The following is a 12,075-nucleotide window of genomic DNA, read 5'->3' as shown; positions in this document are numbered from 1 at the left end:
AAAAGTCTTCTTTAACAGAAACATTAAATAGCCAGTTAAATACCCATCGCATAACGAATGACTTGTTTTTTAATGAGTGGGACTTTGGCCGAGGCCAGCATCATATTTCTAAGCCACTTGCTCTTCATGCTCGTTTGGCTAAATCCATAGTGAAAAGCGTCCATACTATGAAGCATGACGCTATTGGCTAACTTTCGCTGCTTTTGATATCGACTCAGCACACCTATTGTGGACCAATCTTCGCCAGAGTGGCGAGCCTCCTTGAGGATTTCTGCCAAACTGGACACGTCTTGAAAACCTAAATTAACACCCTGCCCGGCCAGTGGGTTAATCACATGGGCTGCATCACCAATTAATACCATGCCGTCCATACAATAACTTTGAGCATGTTGTTTTTGTAATCCAAAAGAGGCCTTTGCAGTCACTTCGATGGTGCCAAGTTCAGCCGGAAAATGTGCCATAATTTCACCTGCCAAGTCTACGTTAGGTAAACTTGCTAACGCTCGTGCATGATCTGTCTGGTGGTACCAAACGACAGAACCGTGCTGACCCAGCAGAGGTAAAAAAGCTTGTGGGCCGGTATTTACAAAGCGTTGCCAAGTGATATCTTGCTGGCCCAACTGAGTATTAACAGAGGCCACCAAACAAGCTTGCTGATATTGCCCACGATTAACGCCAACTCCAAAGCTCTGTCTTACCTTAGACTGAGCACCATCTGCACCAACGACCAACCGAGCCGATATGCTTTGCCCAGTATCAAGGTCTATACGCATTATCTTACCATCACGATGGAAGTGTTCTGGTGATGCAGGACAAATGATCTTTACGTTATCATTGCTTTGCAAAGCCTGCCACAAGCTAAGCTGTACCAATCGGTTTTCAACAATATGTCCAAGTTCTGCTGCACCCACTTGGTTGGCATTAAACGTCAGGTCTCCAAAGCCTGCAACTTCCCAAACACGCATACGCTTGTAGGGGCAAAGACGCATGCCTTGAAGGATCTCCCAGGCGGCAGATTGCTGCATTACTTGGGCACTCTTAGGGCTTAACGCAGAAATTCTTAGATCAAATTTCTGGCTTAAGTCATACCTACTCGGCTTATGCCCATCCACTAGGGCAATAGAAAATCCATGGGGGGCAAGCAGTGTTGCTAAGGCAGCGCCAATCATACCGCCACCACAAATCACAATGTCGTAATCACATTTCACGTCTGTTAGCCTTTACCTTAATCAATAAACTAGTCAACTTAATTTGCCTTTGCCCCATAAAAGCCCTTCCCTTCCAAGCCCACTTGTGGTCTATTAAAAGTATGGCTTCTGTATAAGAATCTGCTTATTTGAAGCCTATATTATGTTGGTCTCACGGCTAACGAGTCTATCTACTTAACCCAACTAACCCAAGAGGAACCGCACTCTATTTCTACTTTTTTTAACTCTCCTAAGAAGGAATCGATTATGCAAATGAACATTACTGCTCGTCACGACACCAAAGCTACTGATGCCATAAAAGAACGTATTATGGCCAAGCTGCAGAAAAATGAAAGCCACTTCGATCATATTACTAACATTCAAGTCACTATGGACAAAGAAGGTAACCAAGACCTTGCTGAGGCCACTCTTCACCTAGATACTGGCCAAGAAATATTTGCCAAAGCCAGGGGTAACAACATGTTTAGTGCGATCGACTCTTTGAGCGCTAAAATAGAAACCCAATTACAAAAAGCTAAATCTAAAACACAAACTCGAAAAGGCATCGATAAAGGCATGCGCGTGATGTCTGAAGAGCCAGAAGAACCGGATGAAGAAGTAGCTTAATCTAAATGTTCAGCAAAAGTGGTATAGGTTTCATAATCATTAATGCCTAACGCTGCTGCAGAACATAACGCCATAGGATCTTCTGCAAGATCCTTTGGTACCACCACCAAACCATCACTGAAAGACACTACTTGCAAGCCAACTTTATGGCAATGGGCAAATACCTTTTCCAGAGCGTGCACAACCTGCTCTTGATCCTTGAGCAATCGGTCACGTGGAATTTCATCATGAGCTGGGGGCTTGTACTTAAATTGCTTTAGTACTTGTTTCTGATCATCCATCATCAACAGCAACACATCGCCCCACCGCCATTGTTCTAACAAACGCTTACAAAATAAAAATTGCCTAACATCAGTGCAGTGAACACGGTCGCCTGCGCGCAATTGCCTTAACTCATCGTGCACTTGCTGCTGCGTGGTGGTGCTGGTGATTTCTATATGCATTGTGGGTTCTTTGCTTTAGGTATAGACCGACAGTTTAACAAACCTAGCACCTAAGTGGAGATTTTCAAGCATTATCACCCAAGACTGTTCGGTATTGATTGAAACTCTGTTTAAGAACAGCCACTATAAGTCGGTATGTGAACAGTAGACCACTTTTACAGGCGTTAAAGTGGCTCTTTGTATAATTAAATCTAATCAAGAGGATATGCAGTGGAACGTGAATCAATGGAATTCGATGTTGTTATTGTGGGTGCCGGCCCATCTGGCCTAGCCACCGCATGTAAACTACTACAACTAGCCCAAGAAAAAGGCCAGGAATTGAGCGTTTGTGTGGTTGAAAAAGGCTCTGAGGTAGGTGCCCATATATTGTCGGGCGCTATCTTAGAACCCACAGCCCTAAACGAACTTTTTCCTGATTGGCAATCCATGGGAGCACCACTCACTGCGCCTGTTGTTAGAGACGAAATGCATATTCTTACGAGTTCCACAGGTGGTATGTCACTGCCTAACTTTGCTATTCCCAAGCCCATGCACAACGAAGGTAACTACATTGTTAGTTTAGGTAATGTGTGTCGTTGGCTTGCCGAGCAAGCTGAAAACTTAGGTGCCGAAATCTTCCCAGGTTTCGCTGCTTCTGAAGTTCTTTATCATGAAGATGGCAGTGTTAAAGGCATTGCTACAGGGGACATGGGGGTCAGTGAAACTGGTGAGCAAAAAGACAGTTATATGCAAGGAATGGAATTACACGCAAAATACACTGTGTTTTCAGAGGGCTGCCGGGGTCATCTAGGCAAACAATTGATTGAAAAATTCAGCCTTGATTTAGAGACAACGAGTCAGCATTATGGCATTGGTATTAAAGAACTATGGGATATTGACCCAGCCAAACACCGACCCGGTTTAGTTGTCCATGGTTCTGGCTGGCCGCTGACTAAAGGGGCCAATGGTGGTTTTTTCCTATACCACGGTGACAATAACCAAGTGACTGTAGGCATTATAATTGACCTAAGCTACGATAATCCGCACCTAAGCCCATTTGACGAATTCCAGCGCCTTAAGCATCACCCTGTACTTAAACAGCATTTAGAAGGCGGCTCTAGAGTGTCTTATGGCGCTCGTGCTGTCGAAAAAGGTGGACTATTCGCCTTACCTAAAATGAGCCTTCCCGGTGCATTACTTATTGGCTGTGACGCAGGGACTATGAACTTTGCCAAAATTAAAGGCAGCCATACAGCAATGAAATCTGGCATGTTAGCAGCTGAGACATTATTTGAAGCCATTACGAACGGCGACCAAGGTAAGCAAGACTTACTCGCATATGGCGAGAAGTTTAAGCAGTCTTGGTTACATGAAGAGCTTTATAAAGCGCGTAATTTTGGTGCTGCAATGCACAAGTTTGGCATGTGGTTAGGAGGCGCCTTTAATTGGTTTGACCAAAATATTTTTGGTGGCAAGCTTCCGGTAACTTTAAAAGATAACACCCCTGACTATGCGCAGTTAAAACCTGCCGCCCAGATGCCTAAAATTGAGTATCCTAAACCTGATGGAATAACCAGTTTTGACAAATTATCATCAGTATTTATTTCCGGTACTAATCATGAGGAAAACCAGCCCTGCCATCTTACTTTAAAGGATGCAAGCCTGCCCTTAGGTATTAACTTAAGCATGTGGGATGAACCAGCACAACGATATTGCCCTGCTGGGGTATACGAAGTACTGGAGAACGATAGTGGTGACAAGACCTTCCAGATCAACAGCCAAAACTGTGTTCACTGCAAAACCTGCGACATTAAGGACCCAAGTCAAAATATTACCTGGGTGGTGCCAGAGGGTGCAGGCGGCCCAAACTATCCCAACATGTAATTTTTTAATCTGGGTAGAGCAATTTAGGTTAATGTTCATAACTACTAAATTGGGCATCTATGTAACCACTTAATAGGCTTTTAACTTAACATGTAACTTAAGTAGTTTGCCTATTACCTAATTGGAACAAACAAAATGAACCGGCATGAGTTTCATTTAAAATTTGGGAGTAAAAACCCCATCGTTTTACCCGTGATCCATGTGTTGAATTATGAACAAACGCATCGCAATATTGTCATCGCAATGGAAGGTGGTTGCCCAGGGGTATTCCTAATCAATCATGATTTTGAAAAGGAAAAGCTATTGCCAATTATTAAACGCATCCGGGCTACATTTTCTGACTATTGGCTTGGAATAAACTTTCTTGCCGTCACTGGTGAATTCGCCTTTCCAATTTTAGGCGCGCTGCAATCTGAAGGTATTTGCATTGACGGGTATTGGGCTGATGATGCGTGTATTGATGAACGTCGTGGAGAAAATGATCAGATAGAAGCCAATAGAATTACCACAGCACGCAAAGAGAGCGGTTGGCAAGGCTTATACATTGGTGGAACAGCTTTTAAAAAACAACGCGATGTTGACCCAGCTGGATATGCGTATAGTGCTCAATTAGCCACTCGCTATATGGATGTTGTAGTCACTTCTGGTATTGCCACAGGCTATGCTGCCGATGTTGAAAAAATCAAAACTTTTCGAACAAGCTGTGGTGATACAGCTCTGGCCATTGCATCTGGAATCACTCTAGATAATGTAAAAGACTATGTTGAAGATGCAGACTTGCTGATGGTTGCCACTGGCATAAATTTTAAAGATGACTTTTATAATATAGACCCAAAAAAGTTAAAGAACTTAATGGATAGTATTAAAAGTACGGGAGTAAAATATGAGTTTTGATAAAGGTCCAAGAGATGATCGATGGTATTTCTCTATTATGGCACCCAATACGAAAGGGGATAAATTTGCATGGCTTGATCCAACGTCTATCTATATCAATGGTCGTGCGTATCAAGATTTACTTGATGATCTTTGCGCTGACATAGATCCAAAGGATATTGATGTTGTTGCTGGGTTAGATGCAATGGGATTTGTTTTAGCAGCAGGTATTGCTGCTCGTATTGGTTGTGGATTTCTACCTATTCGAAAAGCTGGGAAATTATGCGTTGATACCGATAGTGCGTCCATGACAAATTATTCTGGACGAACTCAATCAATGGAAATGCGATTACCCGCATATGCCCCAGGTACTCGAGTGCTATTAGTTGACCAATGGGTTGAAACTGGCGGAACAATGCATGGAGCTGTACAGCTAGTTGAGCAACAACAGGGCCTAGTTGCAGGAATGGTGGCCATTGTTATGGAAGAAAATGAGAACACCACCAGATACCGTGAGACATATAAGTGTGTTACTGCAATACAGCCAAACACACCGTGGCAAGATCAGGCAAATGCTCAATATTTAGAAAGCTTTAAAAGCTATAATCCAGAGTCAGCTTTTCCTAAATAAAATATAATCTGTAGAGAGAATATTAAACTGGGAAAGGCCATTAATAACCTTATAACGCTTACTTTGGTGCTATTTAGTCCCGAAGATCTTGTCACCGGCGTCACCAAGGCCTGGGATAATATAGCCTTGTTCATTTAGGCACTCATCAATTGCCGCAACATATAAATTCACCTCTGGATGCAGTTCAGACACCTTCGATAAACCCTCTGGTGATGCCACTAAGAATAACCCCATAATGTTTTTACAGCCCTTTTGCTTGAGTAAATCAATGGTAGCTAACAGTGTACCCCCTGTAGCTAACATGGGATCAATGATTAGTGCTGTGCGCTGATCTACATCAGCAATTATTTTGTCAAAGTAAGCCACGGGCTCAAGAGTTTCTTCATCACGGTATAATCCAACAACACTTACTTTTGCATTGGGCACAAGTTGCATTACGCCCTCAAGCATACCTAAACCCGCTCGCAAAATCGGCACAATAGTAAGTTTTTTGCCGGCTAGCATTTGTACAGGGATACGCTCTCCTTGCCAACCATCAATGTTAACTTTTTCCAAGGGTAACCCCCTACTTGCCTCATACGTCAGTAGGCTGGCAACTTCATTGGATAGTTCTCTAAACTGTTTGGTGCTCACATGTGCCTTGCGCAAAAGAGCAAGTTTATGTGAAATAAGGGGGTGGTGAATTTCATGTACTGGCATTATGTGTATTTCCTAGTGGGCTAAGCTGGCCCAATATAGTATCGATGAGGGCCACTGGTCAACTCAGCGTGATCCCCGTGGGTTGTTTCAACCACTTCGCAGGCCAGTGCAAGCTGGTAAAAAACGGCCCGATTAATGCGACCCCACAGACCATCACGCACACACACTCGTGGCTGTGGTTGTTCTGAGTTATAGGTCACAACCAATTGGTCTAACTGTGAGAGATAAATTTGGTCACCAGTGTTGGTCGTAAATTGCCACAGGTCAACACCCTCTTGATGCACATAGTCTGCTGCAACAATCACAAAAGGCAGGTCTTCTACGGTAATACGGAAGGCCTCTGTAGGTGTGATGATCCAATAATCACCATTGACTTGACGCTGCAGCAAGCGCGCAAACAATTGCATGATTTTAGTTTTAACAATAGCACTACCTTCATGGAACCAGGTACCATCTGCAGTAATGATTAAGTCTATATCTCCATTAAATTGAGGTTGCCAAGAGTCTAAATCATAATGAGGCAATTTCTGGGCCTGAGCGACTAGCTGTTCTAACATTTTAACTTAGTCTTGATCAGCAGTATTGGGGTCATGGGACACCTTTTTTGATAAGTCTGTATGACGACTCTGCCCACGGTTACCCATACGCATACCTATTTGCATCAGAAACTCAAAAAAAGCTTCACGGTCTTGAATGAATTCTTTAAAGAACCCCGAGTCATGCAACGCTAAGGCACCATGAACTAGAGCCCAAGACGCAGATAAATGGAAATAGGCTGGTACCTGCTCCAGCTTCCCAGAATCAATACGTTTTTCAACTAAAGTGGTTAGCACCTGCATATTTTCATTTCTAATTTGGTGAACGTCAGCAATTTCCTTGTCATATTCCTCACCCTTGATCAGACGATCTTCTAACCGGTCAAAGAGTAACGCTTGCTCAGGATCATTCATCCGATATTCAAAGTAACTGCGCCACAAAGACTCCGGGTCGGAGAAATCTTTTGTTGCCAATAAACTGGCTAATTGAAGTTCATAATTAATCAATAAATAAATATAGATATCTGATTTAGACTTAAAGTGTTTGTATATGGTGCCTTTACCAATACCCACGTTGTCGGCAATCATTTCTACAGTCACTTTGTCTTCACCATGCACACGGAAGAGCTCTAAAGCTGTTTCTAGTATTTCCTCTTCCCTGCGCTTAAATTCACGTACCTTGCGGTTCTCTTTTTCACGCGGAAAATAGGCAGGAATGTTTGGTTTTGCAGCGATGCCCCAATTCATGGCGATACCTTTAGATAAATAAACCAGTCTAGCTATGACTATGATAGATATAATAGTCATAAAACTTTCAAAACGCCATCACTTATAATTTATACTAATTAAGGGTCTTTAAGAACAACTGGCTAAAGTTCTTGCTTGTTTGTTCTGCGAGCTCAGCCAAAGAAACCCCTTTGAGATCCGCTACATATTGAGCTACCAAACGCACATGCTTAGGTTCATTCTGCTGACCCCGATATGGCACTGGTGTTAGGTACGGTGAATCGGTTTCTACTAGTAAGCGATCCATTGGAATTTTCTTAACAACTTCTCGCAACGCAGAAGCGTTGTTAAAGGTCACAATGCCAGAAATAGAAATGTGGAAACCTAAGTTTAAGCACGCTTCAGCCATAGCCCAATCTTCCGTAAAGCAGTGAATCACGCCGCCTACAGATTGATCTGCTTCACTACGAAGTAGCGCTAATGTATCTTCATTAGCATCCCGAGTATGAATAATAACAGGCTTTTTTAGGTGCTTAGACAGCTGTAAATGCGCTACAAATGCTTGTTGCTGTATGTCCGTGTTATCTTTTTGGTAGAAATAGTCCAACCCAGTTTCACCAATGGCAACTACCTTAGGGTGCTGAGCTTGTTGTTCTAACACGCTAAAATTGTCCAAACTTTTAACCCCCAGTGGATGCAATCCAGCTGAAGCATGGATAAAATTATAAGGTTCAATTTGACGCATCATTGGCTCAAAGTTCTCGGTATCAACACTAATGCATAACATTTGAGAAATACCGTCTGCTTGAGCTGCAGCAATTAGGCCTGGAAAACCATCTTCATAATGACTCGTGTCAAGTTTATCCAAATGGCAGTGAGAATCAATAATCATAGTGAAGTGTCAGACCTTACTAGCAAGTACCATTGGTGCAACAGTTCTTCACACACCAACTGGTTATTTAAATTACGCCGTTGATTAATAAAGCTAAGCTGCTCAGTTAGTCGATGTAATAAACGATACATCGCCTTAATACTGCTGCGCTGAGCTACGGCTTGGAGTAGTTTAATAATATCTGGGTTGGCTAAATGTGCCGTATTACCCGTCATTTTTAGTTTAATCAGATCATTAATCCACTCTATCCACCAGTTAAGCATTTGCTCTAGTGGTTGCTTGTGCCAGCTTTGGGCTACTTCTAAGGTGCTTGCGTTACCTCTGAGAATAGCGGTCAGTTGAACTAACATTTGATGACGTAACTCATGGGCTTTAGAGGCATGCAGTTGCAGTGCTTTTAGTGGGCCTCCATTTGCCAGCGCTATTAGCTTTTCAGCTGCAGCCCTAGGGTTTTTCTCATCCTCAGGCAACTGCTCCTCTAGCCAGCTTAACGCCTGCTCTGGCCTAGGAATAATGATATCTAACAACTGACAACGGCTGCGAACAGTCGGTAAAAGCATTTTTGGCCATTGATGTAGCAGCAAAAAAAAGCTGTTATCACCGGGTTCTTCTAACTGTTTTAATAAAGCGTTAGCAGCATTAAGGTTGAGGTCTGCAGCTCCATTAATAATAACCACGCGAGCACCACCTTGCTGCGCAGTAGTTGCCATGGCGTGTTGGATATTTCGGACTTGATCCACAAGAATTGCTTTACCCAACTCTTCTGGCTGCATTAATTTAAAATCAGGGTGACTGTGGGCTGCTAATAACTGGCAGGATTTACACTGGCCACAAGCATCGCTTCTTTCTCCTTGCTGACATAGCAAGGCAGCCGCGAGGCGTTTAGCAAAAGTTAATTTTCCAAGCCCCGGAACTCCACCGATAATCAGTGCGTGGGGCAAACGTTTCTGCCTCATCATCTGGCTCACCTGATGCCATTGATCTTGGTGCCACGGGTAGGTGTGTAATAATATATTGGGTTCTTTAGTCATATCGCTAGTCTCCAGAAGCAACTAACAATGGCGCAAGAAAATGGTCTAACTGATGTTCAACGTCAGCAATGGGTTGGGAGGCGTCAACAATACGATATCGTTCTGGCTCTTCTTCGGCTTGAGTTAAATAACCTTGTCTAACACGCTCAAAAAAGCTCATTGTTTCAGTTTCAATACGATCAAAATTAGCACGTTTACCTGCTCGTGCCATGCCTATAGTGATATCTAAATCGAACAGAACTGTCATGTTTGGATTTAAATCACCATGCACGTAGTGTTTAAGACTAGAAATAAACCCCTTGTCTAAGCCTCGGCCAAATCCTTGGTAGGCGAATGACGCATCTGTGAAGCGATCACAAATCACCCATTTCCCTGCTGCCAGAGCTGGCCTAATTACATTTTGTACATGTTGTCGACGCGAGGCAAACATTAGCAAAAGCTCAGTATATGGGTCGACAACTTCATCCCGGTGTTGCAACAACAGTTGGCGAATATCCTCTGCCATAGGTGTGCCACCTGGCTCACGCGTGACTAGGCATTCAATACTACAGGTTTCGAGTTTTTGTCTGATGTACTCGATACTTGTAGACTTGCCAACGCCCTCTCCACCTTCGATTGAAATAAATGATGCAGCCATGAAAAGTCTCTTAGTGTTTTAACTGGTATTTACGCACATTAAGCAGATGCTCTGGGTACGTATTGGCAAATTCGTGACTACCATCACCCCTTGCGACAAAAAATAAGCTCAGACCATCCGCTGGATGCAGCGCTGCATATATAGCAGCCCGGCCTGGCAAGGCTATGGGTGTAGGAGGCAAACCACGGTGAACATAGGTATTGTAAGGAGTATCTTCAGTTAGATCAGAACGACGAATGTTACCGTTAAACTTGGCTCCCATGCCATAGATTACAGTGGGGTCAGTTTGTAGCTTCATACCTTTTTGTAAGCGCCTTACAAACACTCCCGCAATAATTGGCCTTTCACTAGCCAAACCTGTTTCTTTCTCAATAATAGACGCCATTATAAGCACTTCATAAGGCGTCTTGTAGGGTAAATTTTCTGCTCTTTGGGCCCATTCCGATTGTAAAACCTGTAATTGCTTTAAGTAGGCCTGTTCAATAATGTCTATGGGCAAATTGTGACTAGCAAACCGATAAGTTGAAGGAAACAGCAAGCCCTCTGGATGCAGCCAGCGGCTGTGCATTTTACTTAGCCAATCTTGGGCATCAGGAACCGGTTTGCCTATCATTGCTGGATGTTGGCTTAAACGTGTCACAAAATCTCTATAGCGAAGCCCTTCTGGAACCGTAAACTGGTACTCCAAAACTTTACCAGAGACTAGTTGCGCAAGCACTTCTACACTATTTATAGAGCCATTGAACTGATATTCACCCGCCTTTATAAAACGATCTAACTGACGCCATTTGGCATAATACTTAAAACTATCAGCATGGGCAATAACACCTGCTTTGTACAAATTAGTGCTTATTTTTCCTAGCCCAGAACCAGCAGTAACCGTGACTAGTGTGGGTTCTGCTAACGGCATAGGTTCATACAACCACACCTGTATCTGTCGTATCATGCCATATGTAAACAATGACATCACTACAATGAGCATCATAAGAACCCAGAACCATACCCGCTTTATCATAAGTCAGCTACAGTCATTTGGGTTGACAAATGTTGTGAAATAATTTTTTGAAGTTTATTGATAAGTGGAGATATAGGCCAAAATGTAGCCACTGCATTAGGCTCAGTCTGTGCCGTATCAGGGGTAAATTCTATGACAGGCCAAATACCATTGAGGCTATTGGTGATAAAGACTGCATCGGCATTAAGGAGAGCGTCAAAGGTCACATCACGTTGGACTAGCTTGATGCCAGATTGCTTAGCAATAGCGCCCACTAATTCAGCCATAGTGCCATTAATACCACATTGGTCTAGCTTTGGTGTAATGAGCATACCATCTGCCTCTATGAATAGATTGCTCATTACACCAGAAATTACCAGGCCGTCTTGGTCGAGCATGATCCCTTCGTGGATATTTACATCATTCCACTCACTGCGAGCGATTACTTGATCTAAACGATTGAGGTGCTTAATGCCTGCTAAAGCAACATTGCTAGACCAGCGATGTTGGCATAGTCGAACGCGAACGCCTTCGCTAGATAACTCACTTCGACCCGATGGCTCGGGCATCATATAAACTATGCGTGTGGGCTGGGGCAACATTGGCACTGCATAGCCCCGCCCACCAGAGCCCCTGGTAACAATGATTTTAATCACTCCGTCAGAACGACCAAATAACGAGTAAGCCGCTTTAATGTCATTAATAATAGCATTAACTAAGGTTAGGGCAGCAGTTTCATCAGCAACAATACTTAAGGCTAATAACCCAGTGGCCAGACGTTGGCGATGGGATGGCCACAACTGTACCTGACCTTGTTTTAAAGCAATGGTTTCAAACACTCCGTCACCATAGGCTAAACCACGGTCACGAACATCTAACGCAGGTGATGACTGGCCATTAACTAAGGTTGTTATATCCATAGCGCCAGCCTCATTT

14 protein-coding genes are annotated in these 12,075 nt (G+C 43.3%); 4 read left to right on the top strand and 10 right to left on the bottom strand.

All coding sequences use genetic code 11. From position 1 onward, the window contains the following. Positions 1–35: 35 nt before the first annotated feature. The gene (locus ABXT60_RS06810) at positions 36–1,208 is read right to left on the bottom strand and encodes an FAD-dependent monooxygenase (protein ID WP_443631980.1); all 1,173 of its coding nucleotides are present in this window, start codon (positions 1,206–1,208) and stop codon (positions 36–38) included. Between the two features lie 246 nt (positions 1,209–1,454). On the opposite strand from ABXT60_RS06810, the gene hpf reads away from it, so the two are divergent. Beyond that, complete coding sequence (gene hpf / locus ABXT60_RS06805; RefSeq protein WP_443631979.1) at positions 1,455–1,814, top strand: ribosome hibernation-promoting factor, HPF/YfiA family; 360 nt, start codon at positions 1,455–1,457, stop codon at positions 1,812–1,814. Here the strand turns inward: hpf and ABXT60_RS06800 are convergent. Then, a complete protein-coding gene (locus ABXT60_RS06800; protein ID WP_443631978.1) occupies positions 1,811–2,257 on the bottom strand; it encodes a hypothetical protein in 447 nt (148 codons plus the stop codon). The two genes, hpf and ABXT60_RS06800, sit on opposite strands and share 4 nt — an antisense overlap. Positions 2,258–2,482: 225 nt before the next feature. On the opposite strand from ABXT60_RS06800, the gene ABXT60_RS06795 reads away from it, so the two are divergent. The 3 genes from ABXT60_RS06795 (at position 2,483) to ABXT60_RS06785 (ending at position 5,624) form a co-directional block, all read left to right on the top strand. Next, complete coding sequence (locus ABXT60_RS06795; protein WP_443632080.1) at positions 2,483–4,120, top strand: electron transfer flavoprotein-ubiquinone oxidoreductase; 1,638 nt, start codon at positions 2,483–2,485, stop codon at positions 4,118–4,120. Between the two features lie 135 nt (positions 4,121–4,255). Continuing rightward, positions 4,256–5,014 (top strand): BtpA/SgcQ family protein, encoded by a 759-nt coding sequence (locus tag ABXT60_RS06790; RefSeq protein WP_443631977.1) that lies wholly within the window; start codon positions 4,256–4,258, stop codon positions 5,012–5,014. Further along, positions 5,004–5,624, top strand: a complete 621-nt coding sequence (locus tag ABXT60_RS06785; protein ID WP_443631976.1) for a phosphoribosyltransferase family protein — start codon at positions 5,004–5,006, stop codon at positions 5,622–5,624. The genes ABXT60_RS06790 and ABXT60_RS06785 overlap by 11 nt, the downstream gene beginning before the upstream one ends. 69 nt (positions 5,625–5,693) lie before the next feature. Here ABXT60_RS06785 and upp read toward each other — a convergent pair whose 3' ends face one another. The 8 genes from upp to pabC all read right to left on the bottom strand — a co-directional run bounded on the left by upp (position 5,694) and on the right by pabC (position 12,059). After that, positions 5,694–6,323 carry a uracil phosphoribosyltransferase gene (upp, locus tag ABXT60_RS06780; RefSeq protein WP_443631975.1) on the bottom strand — a complete coding sequence of 210 codons (630 nt, stop codon included), beginning with the start codon at positions 6,321–6,323 and terminating at the stop codon, positions 5,694–5,696. A 20-nt stretch (positions 6,324–6,343) separates the two neighbouring features. Then, on the bottom strand, positions 6,344–6,880 hold the full coding sequence (locus ABXT60_RS06775; RefSeq protein WP_443631974.1) for a DUF1285 domain-containing protein: 537 nt from the start codon (positions 6,878–6,880) through the stop codon (positions 6,344–6,346). A gap of 6 nt (positions 6,881–6,886) precedes the next feature. After that, positions 6,887–7,606 carry a TetR/AcrR family transcriptional regulator gene (locus tag ABXT60_RS06770; RefSeq protein WP_443631973.1) on the bottom strand — a complete coding sequence of 240 codons (720 nt, stop codon included), beginning with the start codon at positions 7,604–7,606 and terminating at the stop codon, positions 6,887–6,889. 94 nt (positions 7,607–7,700) lie between these two features. After that, positions 7,701–8,477 (bottom strand): TatD family hydrolase, encoded by a 777-nt coding sequence (locus ABXT60_RS06765; RefSeq protein ID WP_443631972.1) that lies wholly within the window; start codon positions 8,475–8,477, stop codon positions 7,701–7,703. Next, positions 8,474–9,508 (bottom strand): DNA polymerase III subunit delta', encoded by a 1,035-nt coding sequence (locus tag ABXT60_RS06760; protein ID WP_443631971.1) that lies wholly within the window; start codon positions 9,506–9,508, stop codon positions 8,474–8,476. The genes ABXT60_RS06765 and ABXT60_RS06760 overlap by 4 nt, the downstream gene beginning before the upstream one ends. 4 nt (positions 9,509–9,512) lie before the next feature. Beyond that, positions 9,513–10,145, bottom strand: a complete 633-nt coding sequence (tmk, locus tag ABXT60_RS06755; protein WP_443631970.1) for a dTMP kinase — start codon at positions 10,143–10,145, stop codon at positions 9,513–9,515. Between the two features lie 10 nt (positions 10,146–10,155). After that, complete coding sequence (mltG, locus tag ABXT60_RS06750) at positions 10,156–11,130, bottom strand: endolytic transglycosylase MltG (protein ID WP_443631969.1); 975 nt, start codon at positions 11,128–11,130, stop codon at positions 10,156–10,158. 26 nt (positions 11,131–11,156) lie between these two features. After that, a complete protein-coding gene (pabC, locus tag ABXT60_RS06745; protein WP_443631968.1) occupies positions 11,157–12,059 on the bottom strand; it encodes an aminodeoxychorismate lyase in 903 nt (300 codons plus the stop codon). Between the last annotated feature and the right edge of the window lie 16 nt (positions 12,060–12,075).

The sequence above is a fragment of the Candidatus Njordibacter sp. Uisw_056 genome (genome assembly GCF_047730085.1).
Classification (GTDB): Bacteria; Pseudomonadota; Gammaproteobacteria; order Pseudomonadales; family Balneatricaceae; genus Njordibacter.
This window is presented reverse-complemented; position numbering and strand designations above follow the sequence as displayed.

What these genes read in the sequence shown, in the direction of transcription:
- hpf (WP_443631979.1), top strand. Translation starts at nt 1,455, where the DNA reads ATGCAAATGAACATTACTGCTCGTCACGACACCAAAGCTACTGATGCC.
- ABXT60_RS06800 (WP_443631978.1), bottom strand. Translation starts at nt 2,257, where the DNA reads ATGCATATAGAAATCACCAGCACCACCACGCAGCAGCAAGTGCACGAT.
- ABXT60_RS06795 (WP_443632080.1), top strand. Translation starts at nt 2,483, where the DNA reads ATGGAATTCGATGTTGTTATTGTGGGTGCCGGCCCATCTGGCCTAGCC.
- ABXT60_RS06790 (WP_443631977.1), top strand. Translation starts at nt 4,256, where the DNA reads ATGAACCGGCATGAGTTTCATTTAAAATTTGGGAGTAAAAACCCCATC.
- ABXT60_RS06785 (WP_443631976.1), top strand. Translation starts at nt 5,004, where the DNA reads ATGAGTTTTGATAAAGGTCCAAGAGATGATCGATGGTATTTCTCTATT.
- upp (WP_443631975.1), bottom strand. Translation starts at nt 6,323, where the DNA reads ATGCCAGTACATGAAATTCACCACCCCCTTATTTCACATAAACTTGCT.
- ABXT60_RS06775 (WP_443631974.1), bottom strand. Translation starts at nt 6,880, where the DNA reads ATGTTAGAACAGCTAGTCGCTCAGGCCCAGAAATTGCCTCATTATGAT.
- ABXT60_RS06770 (WP_443631973.1), bottom strand. Translation starts at nt 7,606, where the DNA reads ATGAATTGGGGCATCGCTGCAAAACCAAACATTCCTGCCTATTTTCCG.
- ABXT60_RS06765 (WP_443631972.1), bottom strand. Translation starts at nt 8,477, where the DNA reads ATGATTATTGATTCTCACTGCCATTTGGATAAACTTGACACGAGTCAT.
- ABXT60_RS06760 (WP_443631971.1), bottom strand. Translation starts at nt 9,508, where the DNA reads ATGACTAAAGAACCCAATATATTATTACACACCTACCCGTGGCACCAA.
- tmk (WP_443631970.1), bottom strand. Translation starts at nt 10,145, where the DNA reads ATGGCTGCATCATTTATTTCAATCGAAGGTGGAGAGGGCGTTGGCAAG.
- mltG (WP_443631969.1), bottom strand. Translation starts at nt 11,130, where the DNA reads ATGATGCTCATTGTAGTGATGTCATTGTTTACATATGGCATGATACGA.
- pabC (WP_443631968.1), bottom strand. Translation starts at nt 12,059, where the DNA reads ATGGATATAACAACCTTAGTTAATGGCCAGTCATCACCTGCGTTAGAT.